The sequence below is a fragment of the Streptomyces sp. 6-11-2 genome, assembly GCF_006540305.1.
Lineage (GTDB): Bacteria > Actinomycetota > Actinomycetes > Streptomycetales > Streptomycetaceae > Streptomyces.
This window is the reverse complement of record NZ_BJOR01000001.1, coordinates 7,885,979-7,902,499: the sequence shown is the minus strand read 5'-3', so window position 1 is coordinate 7,902,499 and position 16,521 is coordinate 7,885,979. Positions and strand designations below refer to the sequence as shown.

Below are 16,521 nucleotides of genomic sequence, written 5' to 3'. Positions count from 1 at the left end.
CCTTGGTCGGGGTTACGTTGCGGGGCTGGTGCCCGTCACCCCTATGACGGAGCAGCTTCCAGAGAGGTAACACCATGTCCGGCACCCATCCTGCCGATCCGATCGCCGAGGCCTTCGAGACGCACCGCGACCGGCTCACAGCCGTTGCCTACCGCGTGCTCGGCTCGCACGCCGACGCGGACGACGCGGTCCAGGAGGCGTGGCTGCGTCTGTCCCGCCAGGACGCCGACGCCATCGACAATCTCGGCGGCTGGCTGACCACCGTGGTCGGCCACATCTGCCTCGATCTCCTACGCTCGGGCCGCACGCGCCCGACAGTCCCCCTCGACGACCGGCTGCCCGAACTCACCGTGACGCTCGACGATGGTCTGGCTCCGGAAGAGCTTGTGGCACTGGGCGACTCGGTGGGCCTGGCGCTGTTGACGGTCCTGGACTTGCTGCGCCCCGACGAGCGCCTGGCGTTCGTGCTGCACGACGTGTTCGCCGTGCCCCACGGGGAGATCGGCACCATCCTCGGCAGGTCCACCGACGCGACCAAGATGCTCACCAGCCGCGCCCGCCGGAAGGTGCAGGCCGCGCGGCATTCGGCAAGCGACCGACAGCAGCAACGCGAGGTGGTCGGGGCGTTCTTGGCCGCGGCCCGCGAGGGCCGGTTCGAACGGCTGCTGGAAGTTCTCCACCCCGAGGTGGAGTTCACCGTCCACGCCCCCGGCGGACGATTCGTCACGATCGGGGCCACCGAGGTCGCCAGCCGCGCCCGAGTGGCCGGCGGCGCGGCACACGGACAAGCGGCGACCGTCAACGGGCGCCCCGGCGTCATCGCCTGGAACGAGGACGGCACCCCGCTGTCCCTGCTCGCCTTCACCGTCGCCGACGGCCGCATCACCGAGATCACCGCTGTGGTCGACCCGGCCGAACTCGCGCTCATGGACCTGCCGGACCCGGTGTGACTGTCCACCGGGGATGGCTGCCCTGTGAAGAGCCCGAGCGCATGGACGAACTCCGTGCGGAAGTCGGCATCGAGCCCTTCGACGAGTACGTCGCCAGGTTCTCCATGGCCTGACGCCCCGTTCCCACTCGCGTCCGGTGGATCACTACCCGGGCTCACCTGCCGCGGGCGTGAACCGCCGGACAGGCTGTAAAGCCGGCATGTACGGCATCGAGGTCTCACCGGACCTGATCAGAAAGGCTGCCGACTGGTCGCCGACGAGCTCGCCATCCGGCAGAACCGCCCGCTGGACGCCGTCTGGCCGATCATCTGCATCGGGGCTCAACCCGCTGCCGTGCCGGCGGCCAGCGCGTTGCGGAGCCAGGAGTCGGCCGCGCCGAGGGTGAGGTCGGGCGTCAGTTGTCCTGCCAGTTGCCAGTAGCGGATCATCACCGGGTGTTCTGCTGCGGCGAGGCGGACTGTGAGGGCGCGGCGGAAGGTAGGGGTGTCGCGGGTGCCGGAGGCACGCGCGTGGGCGGCGACGTAGCAGTCCAGGGCCTCGCCCGGGCCGGGGGTGCGGTCGGCTTGTACGGCTGCGTCCACCAGTTGGTGGGCCTCGTACAGGCCGTCGTAGAGCAGGTCGGGGTGCTCGACGGTGATGGGCCGGTGGGATGCGAGGCAGTGGTCGGTGGCGGCCGTTGCCAGGGCGTGCAGGTGGGCGAAGGCGAGGACCTGGTCCGTGGTGGGGTCGGCGGGGGGCTGCGGGACGGCCGCCTCGGTGATCGTGGAGCGGAGGCGGGCGGAGAGACGAACGGGCAGCAGGCGGCGCCAGTAGTGGGCGATGACGGACGTGCTGGGCGGCACGCTGACCGCTCCGATCAGCTCCAGGCGTTCCGCCATCTGCTCCGGGGCGCCCTCCTGGAGTGCCCGCAGCGCTGCCTCACGCCAGCGCAGGGCGGCGAGTTCGGTACCGAGGTCGTCCAACCGGCGGGCCACAACGGCTTCCAGGGCCTCCCCGGAGTCGAGAACACGCGTGATCTCGGGAACGGGGACGCCGAGGGAGCGCAGGGACCGGATCGTGCGCAGCCGAGCGAGGGCCTCGGGCGCGTAGCGCCGGTGGCCGCCGCTGCTGCGCGCCCTTTCGGGCAGCAGGTTCTGGTCGGAATAGAAGCGAACGGTTTTGACCGTGGTCCCTGCCTGCGCGGCGAGCTCGCCGATACCCAGTGTGCCGTCCGATGGCAAGGGTTGAACCTCCCTCAGGGGGAGTTCCTAGGTTACCTGCGACGACCCTACTGTCTGGAGGCGTTGATGTCCGTTTTCGTCCTGGTCTCCGGCCCGTTCACCGACGGGCGGATCTGGAATGCGGTGGCCGACCGGCTTCGGGAGAGGGGCGCCGGGGCGCACCCGGTGACGCTGAGTATCCAGCCCGACGCGGATCTGGAGACGCATGTCGAGGACGTGGTCCGGCTGATCGACTCCCTCGACACGCCGCAGGTGGTGCTGGTCGGCCACGACTACGCCATCCACCCGGTGCTGGGCGCGGCCGACCTCCTCCCGGAGCGGGTCGCTCGCATCGTGCACCTGGACGCCGGGCTGCCGCAGCACGGTGAGCCGGCGCTGGCCCTCGTCCCGGACCCGGTGGTGCATCAACTGCTGGGTGCCGACGGCAGCCCCCGGCCGATACCGCCGCCGGGGCCGCAGGACTGGCACCGGTGGGGCAGCACCGAGGGCCTCTCGGCGAGCCAGTTGCAGCTGCTGAGCCGGCTGGCCGGCGCCCAGCCGCAGCGCACACTGACCCAGCCGCTGCGACTGACAGGCGCGGCGGCGGTCGTGCCGACCAGCGGAATCCTGTGCACGGCGGGAGGGGTGACCGTCGAGGTGATCGAGGCGCTGGTGCGCAGCGGACCGCCGCAGTTCCGGAAGCTGGCCGATCCGCAGGTGGGCTTCTTCGAACTGGCCACCGGTCACTGGCCGATGCTCTCCAGCCCGGACGAGCTGGCCGAGGTCCTGCTCCGCGCGGCCGCGGGCGAGGGGCGGCGGCTGGCCGTACCCGAGGGCGAGCCGCCCTTCCTCCGGCCGTTCCTGATGGAGGTCCCGGAACGGCCGCGGGTACGGAGCGGGCGCGTGGACGTGCACCTGCCGGAACCGGAGGAACCGCGCGGCCCGTGGCCCGCGGTGCTGTTCGTGCACGGCGGCCCGCTCCCGCCCGACCTCATCCCCGCGCCGCGCGACTCACCGTTGTATGTCGGCTATGCCCGCTACGCAGCGAGCATGGGCGCGGTGGGCGCCGTCGCGGAGCATCGCCTGCACGGCATCACCGACTACGCACGATCCGCGGACGACGTGACCGAGGCCATCGAACTGCTGCGGGCCGACCCACGCGTGGACCCGGAGCGCGTCGCCCTGTGGTTCTTCTCCGGCGCTGGACTGCTTGCCGCGGACTGGATCGCTGCCCCGCCCGGGTGGCTGCGCTGCCTGACCCTGACCTATCCGGTCCTGGCACCGCTGCCCGGCTGGGGCGCGGTCGCCCCGCGTTTCAGACCGACCAGCGCGCTCCGGGCCAGCGGAAGGACGCTGCCGCCCCTCCTGCTCACCCGGGCGGGTCTGGAGACAGCGCACATCGCCGCTACCGTCGAGGAGTTCGTGGCCGCAGCGGAGGAGACCAAGGCCCCGATCGAGATCATCGACGTCCCGCACGGCGTCCATGGCTTCGAGATCCACGACCCGACGGACGAGTCCCGCAAGGCAGTGGCCCGCGCCATGCGTACAGTGCTCGCCCATCTGCGGTCCTGACACCCCCTGGAAGCCGCCAGGAGCACCGGCCACCATGCCACGGCCCGTTTACCGGTGGACTGTCACGCCAACTCCTTGGGGGGACTACTGTCCTGCGCCTGAAATCCGTCGTTAGGTCAGGCATGAGTTCTTCTTCCGGGGTGCCGGTGCCGCGTCGTGGTCCGAAGCTGGAACCGCTGCTGCTGAGCGATGACGAGGGTGCTGTGCTGGAACGCTGGACGAGGCGGGCGAACTCTGCCCAGGCGCTCGCGTTACGGGCGCGGATCGTGCTGACGTGCGCCGGACCCGACGTCCCACCCATCGTCGAAGTGGCCCGCAACCTGCGGATCTCCGCGGACACTGTGCGCAAGTGGCGCCGGCGGTTCCTCGCCGAGCGGCTGGACGGCCTGGCCGACGAGCCCCGGCCGGGCCGACCGCCCACCATCGGTGTCGACCAAGTCGAAGCGGTCGTGACCGCCACGCTGGAGGAGATCCCGAAGAACGCCACGCACTGGTCGCGGAAGTCGATGGCCGAGCACAGCGGTCCGTCCAAGTCCACCGTCAGCCGGATCTGGCGGAAAGCTCAAGCCGCACCTGACGGACACCTTCAAGCTGTCCACGGACCCGTTCTTCGTGGACAAGGTCTACGACGTCGTCGGGCTGTACTTCAACCCGCCCGAGGGCGCGGTGGTCCTCTCGGTGGACGAGAAGTCCCAGGTCCAGGCCCTGGACCGCTCACAGCCGGTACTGCCGATGATGCCGAACATGCCCGAGCGGCGCACCCACGACTACGTCCGCAACGGGCTGACCACCTTGTTCGCCGCGTTCGACGTCGCCACCGGCGAAGTCATCAGCGCCCTGCACCGCCAGCACAGGGCGGCGGAGTTCAAGAAGTTCCTGATCCGGATCGACAAGGAGGTGCCCGCACACCTGCAGATCCACCTGATCTGCGACAACTACGGCACCCACAAGACACCCACGATCAGGACGTGGCTGGCCAAACACCCCCGCTTTCACATGCACTTCACCCCGACCGGGTCCTCGTGGATCAACCAGGTCGAGCCGTGATTCGGGTTCCTGGCCGACCAGAAGATCCGCCGCGGCGCACACAAGAACGTCCAGGCCCTCGAAGCCGACATCCGCCGCCGGATCAAGAACTGGAACGAGGACCCCAAGCCGTTCATCTGGATGAAGACCACCGAAGAGATCCTCGAATCCCTCGCCCACTTCTGCCGACGGATTTCAGGACGTCGCAGGACACTAGTGTGATGCGCCTGAAATGGTGGCTCTAAGTCTGTAGGCTAATTTCATGGCGTCTCGGGGTCCTCGTGCAGTCGAAGTCGTGCTGTCTGCCGAGGAGCGTGCGGAGTTGGCACGTTGGGCGGGTGGCGCGGTGTCGGCCCGTGTGGCGGAGCGGGCCCGGATCATTCTGGCCTGTGCGGAAGGTGTCTCAAATACCGGTGTAGCAGCGGACTTCGGGGTATCCACGGAGACAGTGCGCAAGTGGCGCTCGCGATTCGTAGCCCGGCGGATGGCTGGCCTGGTGGACGAGCCGCGGCCGGGCCGGCGCAAGCCGGAGCTGGTGCTTTCCGAGGCCGAGCGGGCAGAGCTGACGCGCTGGGCGCGGCGGGCCAAGACCGCGCAGTTCCTGGCGCTGCGGGCGAGGATCGTGCTGCGGTGCGCGGAAGGCGGGTCGAACAAGGAGGTCGCCGCCGAACTCGGTGTGTCGCACGGAACGGTTAACCGCTGGCGGTCGAGGTTCATCCGCTTGAGGCTGGACGGGCTGAGCGATGAGCCGCGTCCCGGCAGGCCGCCCTCGATTCTGCTGGACCAGGTCGAGGATGTGCTCACGGCGACGTTGGAGTCCACCCCGGGCAAGGACACGCACTGGTCGCGGGCCTCGATGGCGAAGCACTCTGGGCTGTCGAAGTCCACCATCGGGCGGATCTGGAAGAGGTTCGACCTCAAGCCTCATCTCCAGGACGCGTTCAAGCTCTCCACCGACCCGCAGTTCATCGCGAAGGTCGTCGACGTCGTCGGCCTGTATCACCATCCGCCCGAGAAAGCGGTAGTGCTGTGCGTGGACGAGAAGAGCCAAATCCAGGCGCTGGACCGGTCTCAGCCGGTGCTGCCGATGATGCCGGGCATGCCCGAGCGGCGCACCCACGATTACTACCGCCACGGCATCACCAGTCTGTTCGCTGCCTTCAACATCGCCGATGGCAGCGTCATATCGGAGCTGCACCGCCGTCACCGGGCCATCGAGTTCAAGAAGTTCCTTGTCACGATCGACAAGGCCGTGCCCGCCAGCCTCGACGTCCACCTGGTCTGTGACAATTACGCCACCCACAACACCGCCGAGATCAAGACGTGGCTCGGAAAACACCCCCGCTTCCACGTCCACTTCACCCCCACCGGCTCCTCGTGGATGAACCAGGTCGAGCGGTGGTTCGGCCTGCTGACGGACAAGCTCATCCGCCGCGGCGTGCACACCTCCGTGAAGGCACTGGAGCAAGACATCAGGGCCTGGATCGACTCATGGAACGAGAACCCCAGGCCCTTCACCTGGACCAAGACCGCCGACGAGATCCTCAACTCCCTCGCCGACTACCTCACCAAGGTCACTCCGCCAGCCACCGAGAACCAGCGAGAGACTTAAGGTTGTGATTTCGGGCGCATCACACTAGGCTGGCACGGTGACTGATGAGCAGGAGCGGGTGCAGCCGTCGGGAGTGTGGGCCACGGCGGTGGGGGTGGCCAGGGTGCGGGCGCTGGAGACCCAGCGGGAGAACGCGCTGTTCCGCGACCCACTGGCACAGGCCTTCGCCACCGCCGGCGGCCTGTGGCCCTCCTCGCCGCAGCCCGATGACGAGGCCGCACGGCGCCGCCGACTGGCCGTGTCGTACTCCATCGTCATCAGGACGAAGTTCCTCGACGACCTGTTGCAGCAGGCCTCCGCGTCCGGGGTCCGGCAGGTCGTGCTGCTCGGCGCCGGCATGGACAGCCGGGCCTTCCGGATCGACTGGCCCGAGGGCACCCGGCTGTTCGAGGTCGACACCGCCGCCCCACTGGACTTCAAGGCTTCGGTGCTTCGCCAGGAGCGGGCCGTCGCACGCTGCGAGCGGATCACCGTCGCCGTGGATCTGCGTGAGGACTGGCCAGGCGCGCTGACCGCCGCAGGGCACGACCCGACCGTGCCGACCGCGTGGATCGCCGAAGGACTACTGATCTATCTGCCCGAGGACGCGGTGGACCTGCTGCTGGCACGGATCAGCGCACAGTCGGCGGCAGGCAGTCGGATGGGGCTGACGTTGGGCTCGCGCGGCGTGATCGAGCGCTTCGGCGCGAACTCCGTGCCGGGATCGGCGGCGTCCATGTGGGTCTCGGAGATGCCCAACGACCCGGTGGGCTGGCTGGCCGGGCACGGCTGGGAGGCCGACAGCCACACCCTGCGCCAGCGCGCTGCCGCCTACGGCCGCCCGATCAGCACCCCGCCGCAACGCGAGGAGCGTCCCGGCGGCCTGATCTCGGCGGTCCGCCGGTAGAGCGCCTCTGGCCGGCAGCTCGGCCTGCCGCCCGGCTTTTCGGGGCTAGAGGTCTTGGACGGCGCGCAGGGCCTGGTCCACCCGGGCCATGGCCGCAGCGTCGACGGGGCCGAGGAGTTTTGCTCCATCGAACCGGTTGACCCGCAGTTGTGTGATGTTGACGGCGACCGCGGTGCAGGGGATCGGATCGCCGATCACCACCGACATGGCCGTGTCGGGGTACCGGCCGTTCTCGTGCAGCACGATCACGAGGAGAGCGCCGTAGGACTCTTCCAGGCCGGTCAGGCTGATGATCAGAACGTTGCGGCCATCGGCGAGGGCCCAGATCTCACCACGCTTCACAGGGTGTCGCCCTCGCCCGCCAGGTCGTCGCCGAGGCCGAGCGCGGCTAGATGCCGCGCGGCGTCGAGGGTGGCGGAGCGGCGGGCAGCGCGCACGACGTACGCGTTGACGCTCATGCCCGCCTCCGCGGCGGCCGCCCTGATCGAGGGGGCGAGTTCGTCGGGGATGCGCAGGGTCATAGTGGTGACAGACATGGTTGCAAGAATAGCCACCGGCTCGCGGTGGCATAAGAGCCTGATCCATCCGGACCTCCCTCCGCCTGGCGCTGGTAGTCGCCGGCGGCCGTCCGGTTCGCGGCTTCATGTGCCGAAGGGCGTACGGCCCCGACGCGTACGCAGCGATGTTCCGCGCGCCAACCCCCAGCCCTCCCTCCGGGCGTACCGAAGCGCTTCGATGGACACAACGACAAACCGCCAGAGCGCATCGTCCACCTCGGCGCGTCAGCCGTCAGGCCGTGACGGACACCCATGGGCGACCGAGCAAGATCGCGGGCAGTTGAGAGCCGGGCGCCGCAGCCAGCCACGCGGCTTCATGGTGCACTCGGGGGCGCTGATCCCGACCCGCGAACACGGCGCCCGGTAGCCCGCGACAAGGCGCCCCCCGTGCGTCATCGGCACCCAGGACACGGCGATGTTCGTGCACACCGGTGACTACCGACTCATCTCCGGCCGCACCCGACCCGCCCCCCGAGAACAGGCACACGTCACCGCGTACGGGAGGCCGGCTGTGTCCCGCGCCCGCGCCTTACCGGGGCGGGACAGGTCCCGCCCGGCGGTACGGGACGCCGGGTCCCAGAACTCCGCGTGAGTCGCGTCAGGCACCGGCGGTGGCTCCGCTCTCTGGGAGCAGCTCGGGCATCCCCTCCACCAGCACCACGACCCCGACCACTTCGCCGGCCTCGGAACGGCCGACCCAGACGGGATAGGTGCCGTCCCCCGTCGTCGCGAAGGCCGCCAGCTCGCCTCCGGAGGCCTGGTCCCGGGTGCGCAACAGGTACATGGAGTCGCTGATGACCTCGTACACGTCCGGGTCCAGGTCCGGGTCTCCCTGGATCAGCCCTTTCTCGAAGAGCGCCAGGAGCGGCTCCCAAGCCCCGGCATCGGCGAAGCAGCCGGTGGCGCCGTCGGTGTCGAAGCCGAAGATCTCGTTCTCCCGGAGCAGTCGGGGGTCGTCGTCGGAGCGGCGGGCCATCTCCCAGGTCGCGGCGGGGCTCTCGCTGATGAGCACGCGGACGGCCATGGTGTCCGTACGCGTGACCTCGCTCCCCTCCCACTCGCAGTGGTAGGTGTGGCGGGCCTGCGCCTCCTCCAATACGTACTCCCCCGGCGGGACGGGGACCGTGATGTGCGGCCCGTCGCCGTCGTCGCTGTCAGGGCCGGAGACGGCCAGCAGCCCGCTGGGCACGCGCAGGGATCCGGTCCGACGCGGCTCCACGACCGTCATCTCGGGGTGGTACCCGTCGGTCACGCGCACCCCGGGCCGGAACAGCTCACCGATCGGCCCGGGCTGCGCGGGTCGGGGCGGACGCCAGCAGGTGGCGGGCGCGAGCCCGCTACCGTCGCCGGCCGCCACGGCCACCTCGGTGATCTCGAAGACCGGCGGCTCCGTGAACCCGTGGACCTGGGCCGAGAGCAGCGGCCACTCCCCGAAGACAGGCCGGTCCGTCCAGCGCTCGTCGTCGCGGACCCCGGGCACGGTGACGTACGAGCCCCCGCCCTTGCCCTGGGACTCCTCCGTCCGCCGGCCCCTCCCGTCAGGGAAGAGCTCTACGGTGATGCGCGGACACGCCTCGTCGAATTCCGCCATCTCCGGGCCGATGTAGTTCCAGCCGACGGTGCACCGGCGCAGCAACCGCACCGGGTCGTCCAGCAGCCGCATGTCCAGGTCGTAGGTACGGCGACCCTGAGTGTCGTAGACCCACAGCCCGACATAGTGGTCCCGCCAGGAGACGAGTCGGACCTCCAGCGGAGCCTCCCGGCCCGCCTCCCGGTACACCACCACGTACGGAAGCCCGGCGGTGTCCCGCTCACGGGCCTCCCCCACGGATATTGGCCGCCAGGCCACGCGGGCCTCCAGGTCCCACGCCTGCGCGTACCCCACCTCGACCACCATTGCCGCTCCCCTGTTCCCGCTCGCGTACGTGCTGGGCTGCAACGTAACCGCCGCCTGTGACATCGCCCCTACCGGGTCCGGGCCCGGTCCCCAGACGGTCTCCCCCAAGGCAGGCCGTACGGCCGCCGTCGGCTTGCCCACGCCTACGGCCCGCGAAGCATCCGGCCAGCACCGGCATGCCGAGCCGGCACCCGGCCAGACAGCGGCGCCTGCGTCGGCGGCTGCGGGGACGGAAGAAGGTGTCGGCGTCGGCTGAACAAGTTCAGCCGACGCCGACTCGCGTGATTGACGCGGGGACTATCCGGCGGATGGTGTGAGCACGAAGGGCACCGTGTTGTAGTGGTAGCCGTTGACCTGGAGCTGGACGGCATGGGCACCCGGGTAGTAGGGGCGTGTGTTGATGGGGCGGAAGGAGTGGCTGCGCCACAACTCGGTCGTCTCGCCGGGGGGCACGGTGCGCTTGGCGAGTTTGAAGACTTTGGGGGTCTGCTTGCCGTTGGCCTTCTTGTGGTGGATGACGTAGTCGATGGCCAGGGTGACCGGCTTGTTCGAGATGTTCGTGATGCGAGCGGTGAAGTCGAGAGCGCTGCCCAGGGGGATGTCGGTTCGCTCCAGGCGGGGGCCATCCACCTTGAGGTCGGCGCGGTCGCCGTGGAAGCCGACCAGTTCCAGCGCCGCGGGGTTGCCCTGTTTGACGAGGGTGCGCATGGCGTGGCGGATCAGGGCGGGGGTGGTCGACGCGGGGCCGTGCGTCCAGTGGGCGGCTTGGGTGGTGGCGAGGTCGGGGTCGAGGCGGGAGATGTCGTTGAGGTGGTTGGCGACCGAGCGGCGCACGTTGTCGGAGGTGTCGGCGTGCAGCCGGTCCAGCAGGGGGAGGGTGGCTGCGGGGTTGCGGGTCAGCTCGGGGACCTGGCGGGCCCAGGGGAGTTTGGGGCGGGTGCCCTCGCTGGCCAGCCGGCGCACCGCGGGGTCGGGGGAGTCGGTCCAGGTTGTTGCGGTGGCCAGAGTGCGGGCCGGGTCGGTGTTGAGGAAGGTCCGCAGCGCGAACTCGGCGGTGAGACGGGGGGTGAGCTGGGCGAGGAGGTCGAGTCCGTCGTCGAAGTCCGCATCGGAAGGGGAGGCGGTGGCCGCGGAGGCGACGGCCTCGGTCAGCGGCCAGACCATCCAGCCGGTGAGGTCTTCGCTGGTGAGGGCCGCTCGCACCGCGTGGGCGAGGTGGGCGTAGACGTGGCCGGTGTCGGCGAGGAGGGCCTCGCCGACCGCCCTGGCCCGCTGGCTGAGGGAGAGCGGGCCGAGGGTGGTTACGCTGTCGGCCACAGTGCGCCAGCGGGAGGCGGCGGGGGAAGTGTTGCGGAGGACGGCCGTCAGGCGGCGGATGCTGTCGGGGCTGATCAGTTCGTCGGCGGTGGGCACGGGTCCTCCAGAGGAAGGCGCGACGGGGGCGGTGCGGTTCAAGGAGCGGATTGGTCAAGGAGTGATGGTCAGCTCCTCGATGCTGCCGTCGCGCAGCGTGAAGTGGTGGTGGAGGTCGACGGTGCCGCCGGGAAAGTCGCCTTCCAGGCGGAGCAGGGCATGGATGCGGTCGGGTGCGGTCTGCTCCACGCTGATGATCCGTGTGGTGTAGGTGAACGTGGTTGCGTCCTCCTCGCGCCAGCGGTGGATCTCTTGACGGCCGGTGTAGGTCTTGCCGTCGTCGTGGACTATCGCGTCCTGGGTAAAGCACTCGGCCAGGGCTTTCCCGTCGTGTCGGTCGGCGGCGTCGAAGTAGCGCTGCATGATCAGCGGCAGGGCGGTCGTCATCTCGTTCATCGTCTTTCCTTACGTCGTTCCTGGGCACAGGGGGGCGCCGATGGTCTTCACCGGCACGCAGAGTCGGAGACTCGCGGGAAGCGAGACCGGCTGGGAGCCCTGCGTCGTCAGCGTCCGGGGCGTGTGAAGGCGAGGCGTTCCGCCTGAGCCAGGGAGCGGACCGCGCAGTAGTTCGTATGGTCGTTGATCAGCCCCCTGGCCTGTATGAAGGCGAAGACGGTTGTCGGACCGACGAACTTCCAGCCCAGCTTGCGCAGGTCCTTGGACAGGGCGATCGAGGTGGCGAGGTCGTGACGGTCTGCGGATCGGGCGGCTCGGCCGGGTCGGGTTCGCAGCACCGGACGAACGCGGCCAGTGCTCCCTCCCGGTCGAGCATCGTCTCCACGCACTGGGCGTTGCAGTTGACCGCCTCGATCTTGCCCCGGTGGCGGACGATGCTGGCGACCTGAAGCAGGCGCTCGACGTCACGCTCGACGTAGTGGGCGACTTGTGGGATGTCGAAGCCTGCACAGGAGGCCCGGAAGTTCTCCCGCTTGGCCAGGATCGCGCGCCTGCTGAGTCCGGACTGGAAGACTTCCAGGCTCAGCTTCTTGAACAGGTGCCGCTCGTCGGCAGGTAGGCCGTACCCCCGTCGGCACCGCCGAACCCGCGCGCCGCGCACGTCCACCCCGGGGCATCCGTCATCCTCGGCGGGAACTGACCGTGAGCCGAGCAGGGTGTCCCTGTTTGACTTACGGATATCCGTGTCGGCCGACGCGGCGCTCAGTCCAGCGCGACCTCGGCGATCCGGCAATGCGCCTTGACAGCGACTCAGCGCTACTTGTCGTTCCAGGCCTTGTGCACGAACTCCAGACGGTTGCCGTCGAAGTCGGCTACGTTGGCGGCGTAGTAGCCGGGGGCGAAGTATGTCCGGTCTGCCGGCGCGCCCTCGTCGATGGCACCGGCGTTGATCGCGGCGGCGTAGGCGGCGTCGACGGCTTCGTTGCTGTCGCACACGATGCCGACGTACAGGCCCGTCTCGCCGGGCTTGCGCTGGCGCAGCCAGATGCTCGATCCGACTCCGGCGCCCGAGAGGTACGTCTCGTCTCCGAGACCGAAGAGGTCTGGGACGTCGTCGGGGCCGGACGTGGCGTCGTAGTTCCCGAATTCGCTCCAGCCAAGGGGCTTCAGCGCATCGCGGTAGAAGGCCCGCGACTTCTCGATGTCCGAGACTGAGATGTAGACGTGATCGATCATTACGAGGCCTCCAGCCGCGTTGTGGTGTTCTTACGGGCGAAGTCGCGGAACGTGCGCGACGGTGCGCCGGTGATTTGCTCGACGGTGTCGTTGGGGCGGGACCCGTTGCCGGACGCGATCGTCTCGGCGAGTTGCCGAAGCACGGCGCCGTAGCGGCGGGAATTCCGTTCGCGATCGCGCCGACATGATCGATCACTGTCTCGTCCCTGTCCGAAGCACTGAGACGTCACAAACGTAGCGAGAGTCCAGGACTGTTTCGGTCCTGGACTGGCCACTAGCATCGGAAATGTGACTGTCACCTCAGCCCGCCTGCTGCGCATGCTCGCGGTGTTGTCCAGCCGGCCTTCATGGACCAACGCCGAACTGGCCGAGCGGCTGGGCGTCACCGAACGGACCGTGCGCCGAGACATTGCCCGCCTGCGCGACGCGGGATACGGCATCGACTCCGAGACTGGCCCCTACGGCGGCTACCGCCTGGGCGTCGGCGAACGCATGGCGCCTCTCACACTCGACGACGAGGAAGCCCTCGCGGTGTTCGCCGCGCTGCGCGAGGCCCCTGGCGACGACCCAGCCGCGACGTCGGCGTTGCTCAAGCTGAGGCACCTGCTGCCGGCGCGGGTCGTCGAGCGACTCGACGCGGTGGACGGCAGCTCCGTCGACATCATGCAGGCCGAACAAGGCCGAGTCGCCGTCCCGCTGCTGTTTGAGATCGCGACCGCCTGCCACCGCGGGGAACGGCTGACGCTCACCTACCGCGACGCCCGCGGCACCGAGACCAGACGGCAAGTGGATCCGCATCGGCTGGTTCGCAGCCCGAACCGGTGGTACCTGGTCGCGTTCGACGTGCCCAAACAGGAATGGCGGACGTTCCGTGCCGACCGTGTTATCGCCGCCCAGGCGACAGGGGTCACCGTTGAGCTCGACGACCCGCCGGACGCCGCTGACATGGTGAAGAAGATGCTGGTAAGCGACTATCCGTACTACGCGACCGCGCGAGTCGCTGTGCCCTTGGCACAGGCACGCCACATTGTTCCGCCTCACCTGGGCAGTTGCCGGGCCGACGGTCCGGACACCACCTTCATCACGATCGGCGGCGTCACTCCCGACAGCGTCGCCGCCGCATTGTTCCGTTTGCCGACACCGCTGCGCCTGGTCGCATCCGATGAGGTTTGCCAGGCGGTCCACCGTCGGGCGGCGCAGTTCATCGAGGCCGTCCAGTGAGCGGAGAGCGACTGGACGGCATCGCGTAGGAATCTGTTGGGCCGGCCGGGACGGTTGTTCGAACGCATCGGGCCGCCCTTCGGGATTCACGCCGGCCCCAACCAGTGCGTGTTCACACGCTGGAGGCCGCCCCACTGACCGAAAGCGGGTCTTCGCCGCGCAGCAGAGCCGGTCGTCCCGGTGCCCCAGAGTGACCGGCGCGTAGCAGGCTCGTTGGACACGGCATCGCGTGCATGAACATCCGACCCCCGCGGATACGCGAGCGAGCCCCGGACCGCATCGGTCCGGGGCTCGCGGGCTGTTCGGGTCGCGGCCTGCTACAGGCCTGGAATCCCCACAACGAAGGAGATGTCCATGCCTTCCCGCCCGGTGGGAGCACCCACCACAAGGCCGTTGCAAGTGCCGTCGATGAAGTACTGATTGTATTCAGGCCGCCATTCCTCATCCGTGACGAACATCGGCCGCCTTCTGATTTTCAAAAGCCGAGCACCACCAAACTTGACCCAGGCGAACCATTCGGTTGAGCGCCATCCTGGGCCGCCTCTGGGCCGTCCGAGGTCAGCCGACGCCGACCGACAACGACAGAAGCCCACGGCATCTGAGCCGGTCAGAGCCGTGGGCTTCGTCAGGCCCGCTGGTCAGCGCAACCGGGACTCAGAGACCGGCTACTGACCGCAGTTGCCGACGCCTGCCACGCCCATTGAGACTCCACCGACCTTCGGATGCAGCCGCCCTGACGCGGAAGTCGTGCTTGAAAGTTGTCATGGCGGAGCCCACGGACTCCATACGGGCAGTCGAATGAGGAAGGACTGCCCGCAGCAGCCAGAGTCCGGTGACTACAAGGCGTAGACCTGCCCGGTCTGGCCACCCTCCACAGAGCGAACGTAGGCCTGGGCGACCTGGTCGAGGTCGGTCGAGCCCATACCTGGGAAGTAGGCACCGTAGTCGGCAAGGCTCTCGGTGAAGACGTTAGGGCTGACCGCGTTGATGCGCTGCGGAGCGATTTCGATCGCGGCGGCACGGACGAATGCCTCCACTGCGCCGTTCGCCATGGAGGCGGCGGTGCCGGTGGGGATGGGCTCACGCGCCAAGATGCCGGTGATGAGGGTGAACGAGCCGCGCTCGGCGACGTGTACGAGTCCTTGGCGGACGAGCTCGATCTGGGCGAACACCTTGCCTGTGAAAGCGGCCTGGTAATCGTCGGGTGTCATCTCGGCGAGCGGCTTGTAGGGCACGTCACCTGCGGCACTGACCACCGCGTCCACCCGCCCGGCTCGCATGTACAGCTCGGCGGTCTGGGACGGGTCGGTGATGTCGCAGCGCAAGTCGCCGCCGGTACGCCCGACGGTGATCACGTCATGGCCGCGGGCCGACAGTTTCTTGTTCACGGCCGCGCCGAGCTTGCCAGTGGCCCCAATCAGGAGAATCTTCATGCCTGCGACGCTAAGGCTGGCCTGGCGGGCGAGGGAAATGCGACTTGTGAAGCACTTATGCTTGGTGGTTATGAATGTGGAGTTGCGGCATCTGCGCGCCCTCGTCGCGATCGGCGAAGAGAGGACCATTACCGACGCCGCGATCGCCCTGCACCTCAGCCAGCCCGCGCTCTCCCGCACCTTGGAGCAGTTGGAGAGCCGTCTGGGTGTCCGTCTCGTGGAGCGCACCACCCGCCGTCTCGCGCTGACCGAGGCCGGGCAGCGCCTGTCGGAGCACGCCCACCGCATCCTCAGTCAACTCGACGATGCCCTGGCCGAGGCAGCTACCCAGGCCGGTCCTCGGCCGCTGTGTCTCGCCTTCGCCTGGGCCGCGCTCGGCCGGCACACCGTACCCCTGCTGCGCATGTGGCGCGAACGGCACCCCGGCACCCCCGTACAGGTTCGCCGCCTGGACGACCCCGAAGCCGCTCTACGCCGTGGGACGGCAGACCTGGCCTTCCTGCGCACCCGGCCCGCCGACGACTCCGGCCTGGCTCACACCGCGCTGGCACACGAGCGGCGCCTGGCGGCCGTGCCCGACGGCCACCCGCTCGCCGAACGTGACACCGTCAACCTGGCCGACTTGACCAGGGAGGTGGTCGCACTGTGCTCCACGGCCGCAACCACCGGCTCCGACCTCTGGCCCGAAGGCCGAAGTCCCCGCACCATCCAGGTTCCGGGTGTGGACGAGTGGCTCACTGTCATCGCCACCGGGGAAGCCGTCGGCGTCACTGCCGAAGGCACCAGCCACCACCATCCCCACCCCGGTGTCCGTTACCTCCCGCTGGCCGATGCCGACCCCGTCACTGTCTACCTGGCCTGGCCGACCATCCCGGCACACACTGCCACCGAATCATTCCTGCACTTGGCCCAGCAGCACCTGCGGTCGACCAGCGCGGGGAGCGTCGCAGAATGAGCGGCTTTCAAGATCGCCGGTTCCATGGCCGCACCACAAGCGCACCAGATCAAGCGGGGAACAGCGGGGAATCACGGTGAAAGCAGCCGGGCTCGACGAGACCGCATCGGGGTCGTTCGCAGGTCAGCGGCGCAACCGGCCGCAAATGATCGCAGCTTCCCAGGCTCA

Annotated in this window: 15 protein-coding genes and 2 pseudogenes; 7 read left to right on the top strand and 10 right to left on the bottom strand. The window is 69.1% G+C overall.

The window, feature by feature from the left end; genetic code table 11:
- Positions 1-74 precede the first annotated feature (74 nt).
- Entirely contained in the window at positions 75-950 is an 876-nt protein-coding gene (locus tag TNCT6_RS35660) for a sigma-70 family RNA polymerase sigma factor (RefSeq protein ID WP_141365747.1), read from the top strand.
- A 320-nt stretch (positions 951-1,270) separates the two neighbouring features.
- On the opposite strand, the gene TNCT6_RS35655 is transcribed toward TNCT6_RS35660, so the two are convergent.
- Complete coding sequence (locus tag TNCT6_RS35655; RefSeq protein ID WP_141365745.1) at positions 1,271-2,170, bottom strand: MerR family transcriptional regulator; 900 nt, start codon at positions 2,168-2,170, stop codon at positions 1,271-1,273.
- A 66-nt stretch (positions 2,171-2,236) separates the two neighbouring features.
- On the opposite strand from TNCT6_RS35655, the gene TNCT6_RS35650 reads away from it, so the two are divergent.
- The 4 genes and pseudogenes from TNCT6_RS35650 (at position 2,237) to TNCT6_RS35635 (ending at position 7,245) form a co-directional block, all read left to right on the top strand.
- Positions 2,237-3,721, top strand: coding sequence for an alpha/beta hydrolase (locus TNCT6_RS35650; RefSeq protein WP_141365743.1), 1,485 nt, complete (start codon positions 2,237-2,239; stop codon positions 3,719-3,721).
- Between the two features lie 122 nt (positions 3,722-3,843).
- Positions 3,844-4,969 (top strand): annotated as a pseudogene (locus TNCT6_RS35645) (IS630 family transposase).
- A 40-nt stretch (positions 4,970-5,009) separates the two neighbouring features.
- A complete protein-coding gene (locus tag TNCT6_RS35640; RefSeq protein ID WP_141364319.1) occupies positions 5,010-6,359 on the top strand; it encodes an IS630 family transposase in 1,350 nt (449 codons plus the stop codon).
- A 37-nt stretch (positions 6,360-6,396) separates the two neighbouring features.
- Positions 6,397-7,245, top strand: coding sequence for a class I SAM-dependent methyltransferase (locus TNCT6_RS35635; RefSeq protein ID WP_141365741.1), 849 nt, complete (start codon positions 6,397-6,399; stop codon positions 7,243-7,245).
- Between the two features lie 45 nt (positions 7,246-7,290).
- On the opposite strand, the gene TNCT6_RS35630 is transcribed toward TNCT6_RS35635, so the two are convergent.
- The 8 genes and pseudogenes from TNCT6_RS35630 to TNCT6_RS35600 form a co-directional block, all read right to left on the bottom strand.
- Entirely contained in the window at positions 7,291-7,587 is a 297-nt protein-coding gene (locus TNCT6_RS35630; protein ID WP_141365739.1) for a hypothetical protein, read from the bottom strand.
- Positions 7,584-7,781 carry a toxin-antitoxin system HicB family antitoxin gene (locus tag TNCT6_RS35625; RefSeq protein WP_225080946.1) on the bottom strand — a complete coding sequence of 66 codons (198 nt, stop codon included), beginning with the start codon at positions 7,779-7,781 and terminating at the stop codon, positions 7,584-7,586. Before TNCT6_RS35625 ends, TNCT6_RS35630 begins: the two co-directional genes overlap by 4 nt.
- A 619-nt stretch (positions 7,782-8,400) precedes the next feature.
- Positions 8,401-9,699 (bottom strand): DUF4241 domain-containing protein, encoded by a 1,299-nt coding sequence (locus TNCT6_RS35620; protein ID WP_172633157.1) that lies wholly within the window; start codon positions 9,697-9,699, stop codon positions 8,401-8,403.
- Between the two features lie 297 nt (positions 9,700-9,996).
- Positions 9,997-11,112 (bottom strand): DNA alkylation repair protein, encoded by a 1,116-nt coding sequence (locus tag TNCT6_RS35615; RefSeq protein WP_141365735.1) that lies wholly within the window; start codon positions 11,110-11,112, stop codon positions 9,997-9,999.
- Positions 11,113-11,166: 54 nt separating this feature from the next.
- On the bottom strand, positions 11,167-11,508 hold the full coding sequence (locus tag TNCT6_RS35610; RefSeq protein ID WP_141365733.1) for a nuclear transport factor 2 family protein: 342 nt from the start codon (positions 11,506-11,508) through the stop codon (positions 11,167-11,169).
- A gap of 107 nt (positions 11,509-11,615) precedes the next feature.
- On the bottom strand, positions 11,616-11,846 hold the full coding sequence (locus tag TNCT6_RS40535) for a DNA-3-methyladenine glycosylase I (protein WP_216372835.1): 231 nt from the start codon (positions 11,844-11,846) through the stop codon (positions 11,616-11,618).
- 53 nt (positions 11,847-11,899) lie between these two features.
- A pseudogene (locus TNCT6_RS42235) lies at positions 11,900-12,169 on the bottom strand (DNA-3-methyladenine glycosylase I); the annotation flags it as partial.
- Positions 12,170-12,324: 155 nt separating this feature from the next.
- Positions 12,325-12,744, bottom strand: a complete 420-nt coding sequence (locus TNCT6_RS35600; protein WP_141365731.1) for a VOC family protein — start codon at positions 12,742-12,744, stop codon at positions 12,325-12,327.
- A gap of 288 nt (positions 12,745-13,032) precedes the next feature.
- Between TNCT6_RS35600 and TNCT6_RS35595 the strand changes: the two genes are divergently transcribed.
- Entirely contained in the window at positions 13,033-13,965 is a 933-nt protein-coding gene (locus tag TNCT6_RS35595) for a YafY family protein (RefSeq protein WP_216372834.1), read from the top strand.
- A gap of 836 nt (positions 13,966-14,801) precedes the next feature.
- On the opposite strand, the gene TNCT6_RS35590 is transcribed toward TNCT6_RS35595, so the two are convergent.
- Positions 14,802-15,398 carry a short chain dehydrogenase gene (locus TNCT6_RS35590; protein ID WP_141365728.1) on the bottom strand — a complete coding sequence of 199 codons (597 nt, stop codon included), beginning with the start codon at positions 15,396-15,398 and terminating at the stop codon, positions 14,802-14,804.
- Between the two features lie 70 nt (positions 15,399-15,468).
- Between TNCT6_RS35590 and TNCT6_RS35585 the strand changes: the two genes are divergently transcribed.
- Positions 15,469-16,353: a LysR family transcriptional regulator gene (locus tag TNCT6_RS35585; RefSeq protein WP_141365727.1), complete on the top strand. Its 885-nt coding sequence runs from the start codon at positions 15,469-15,471 to the stop codon at positions 16,351-16,353.
- The last annotated feature ends 168 nt before the right edge of the window (positions 16,354-16,521 follow it).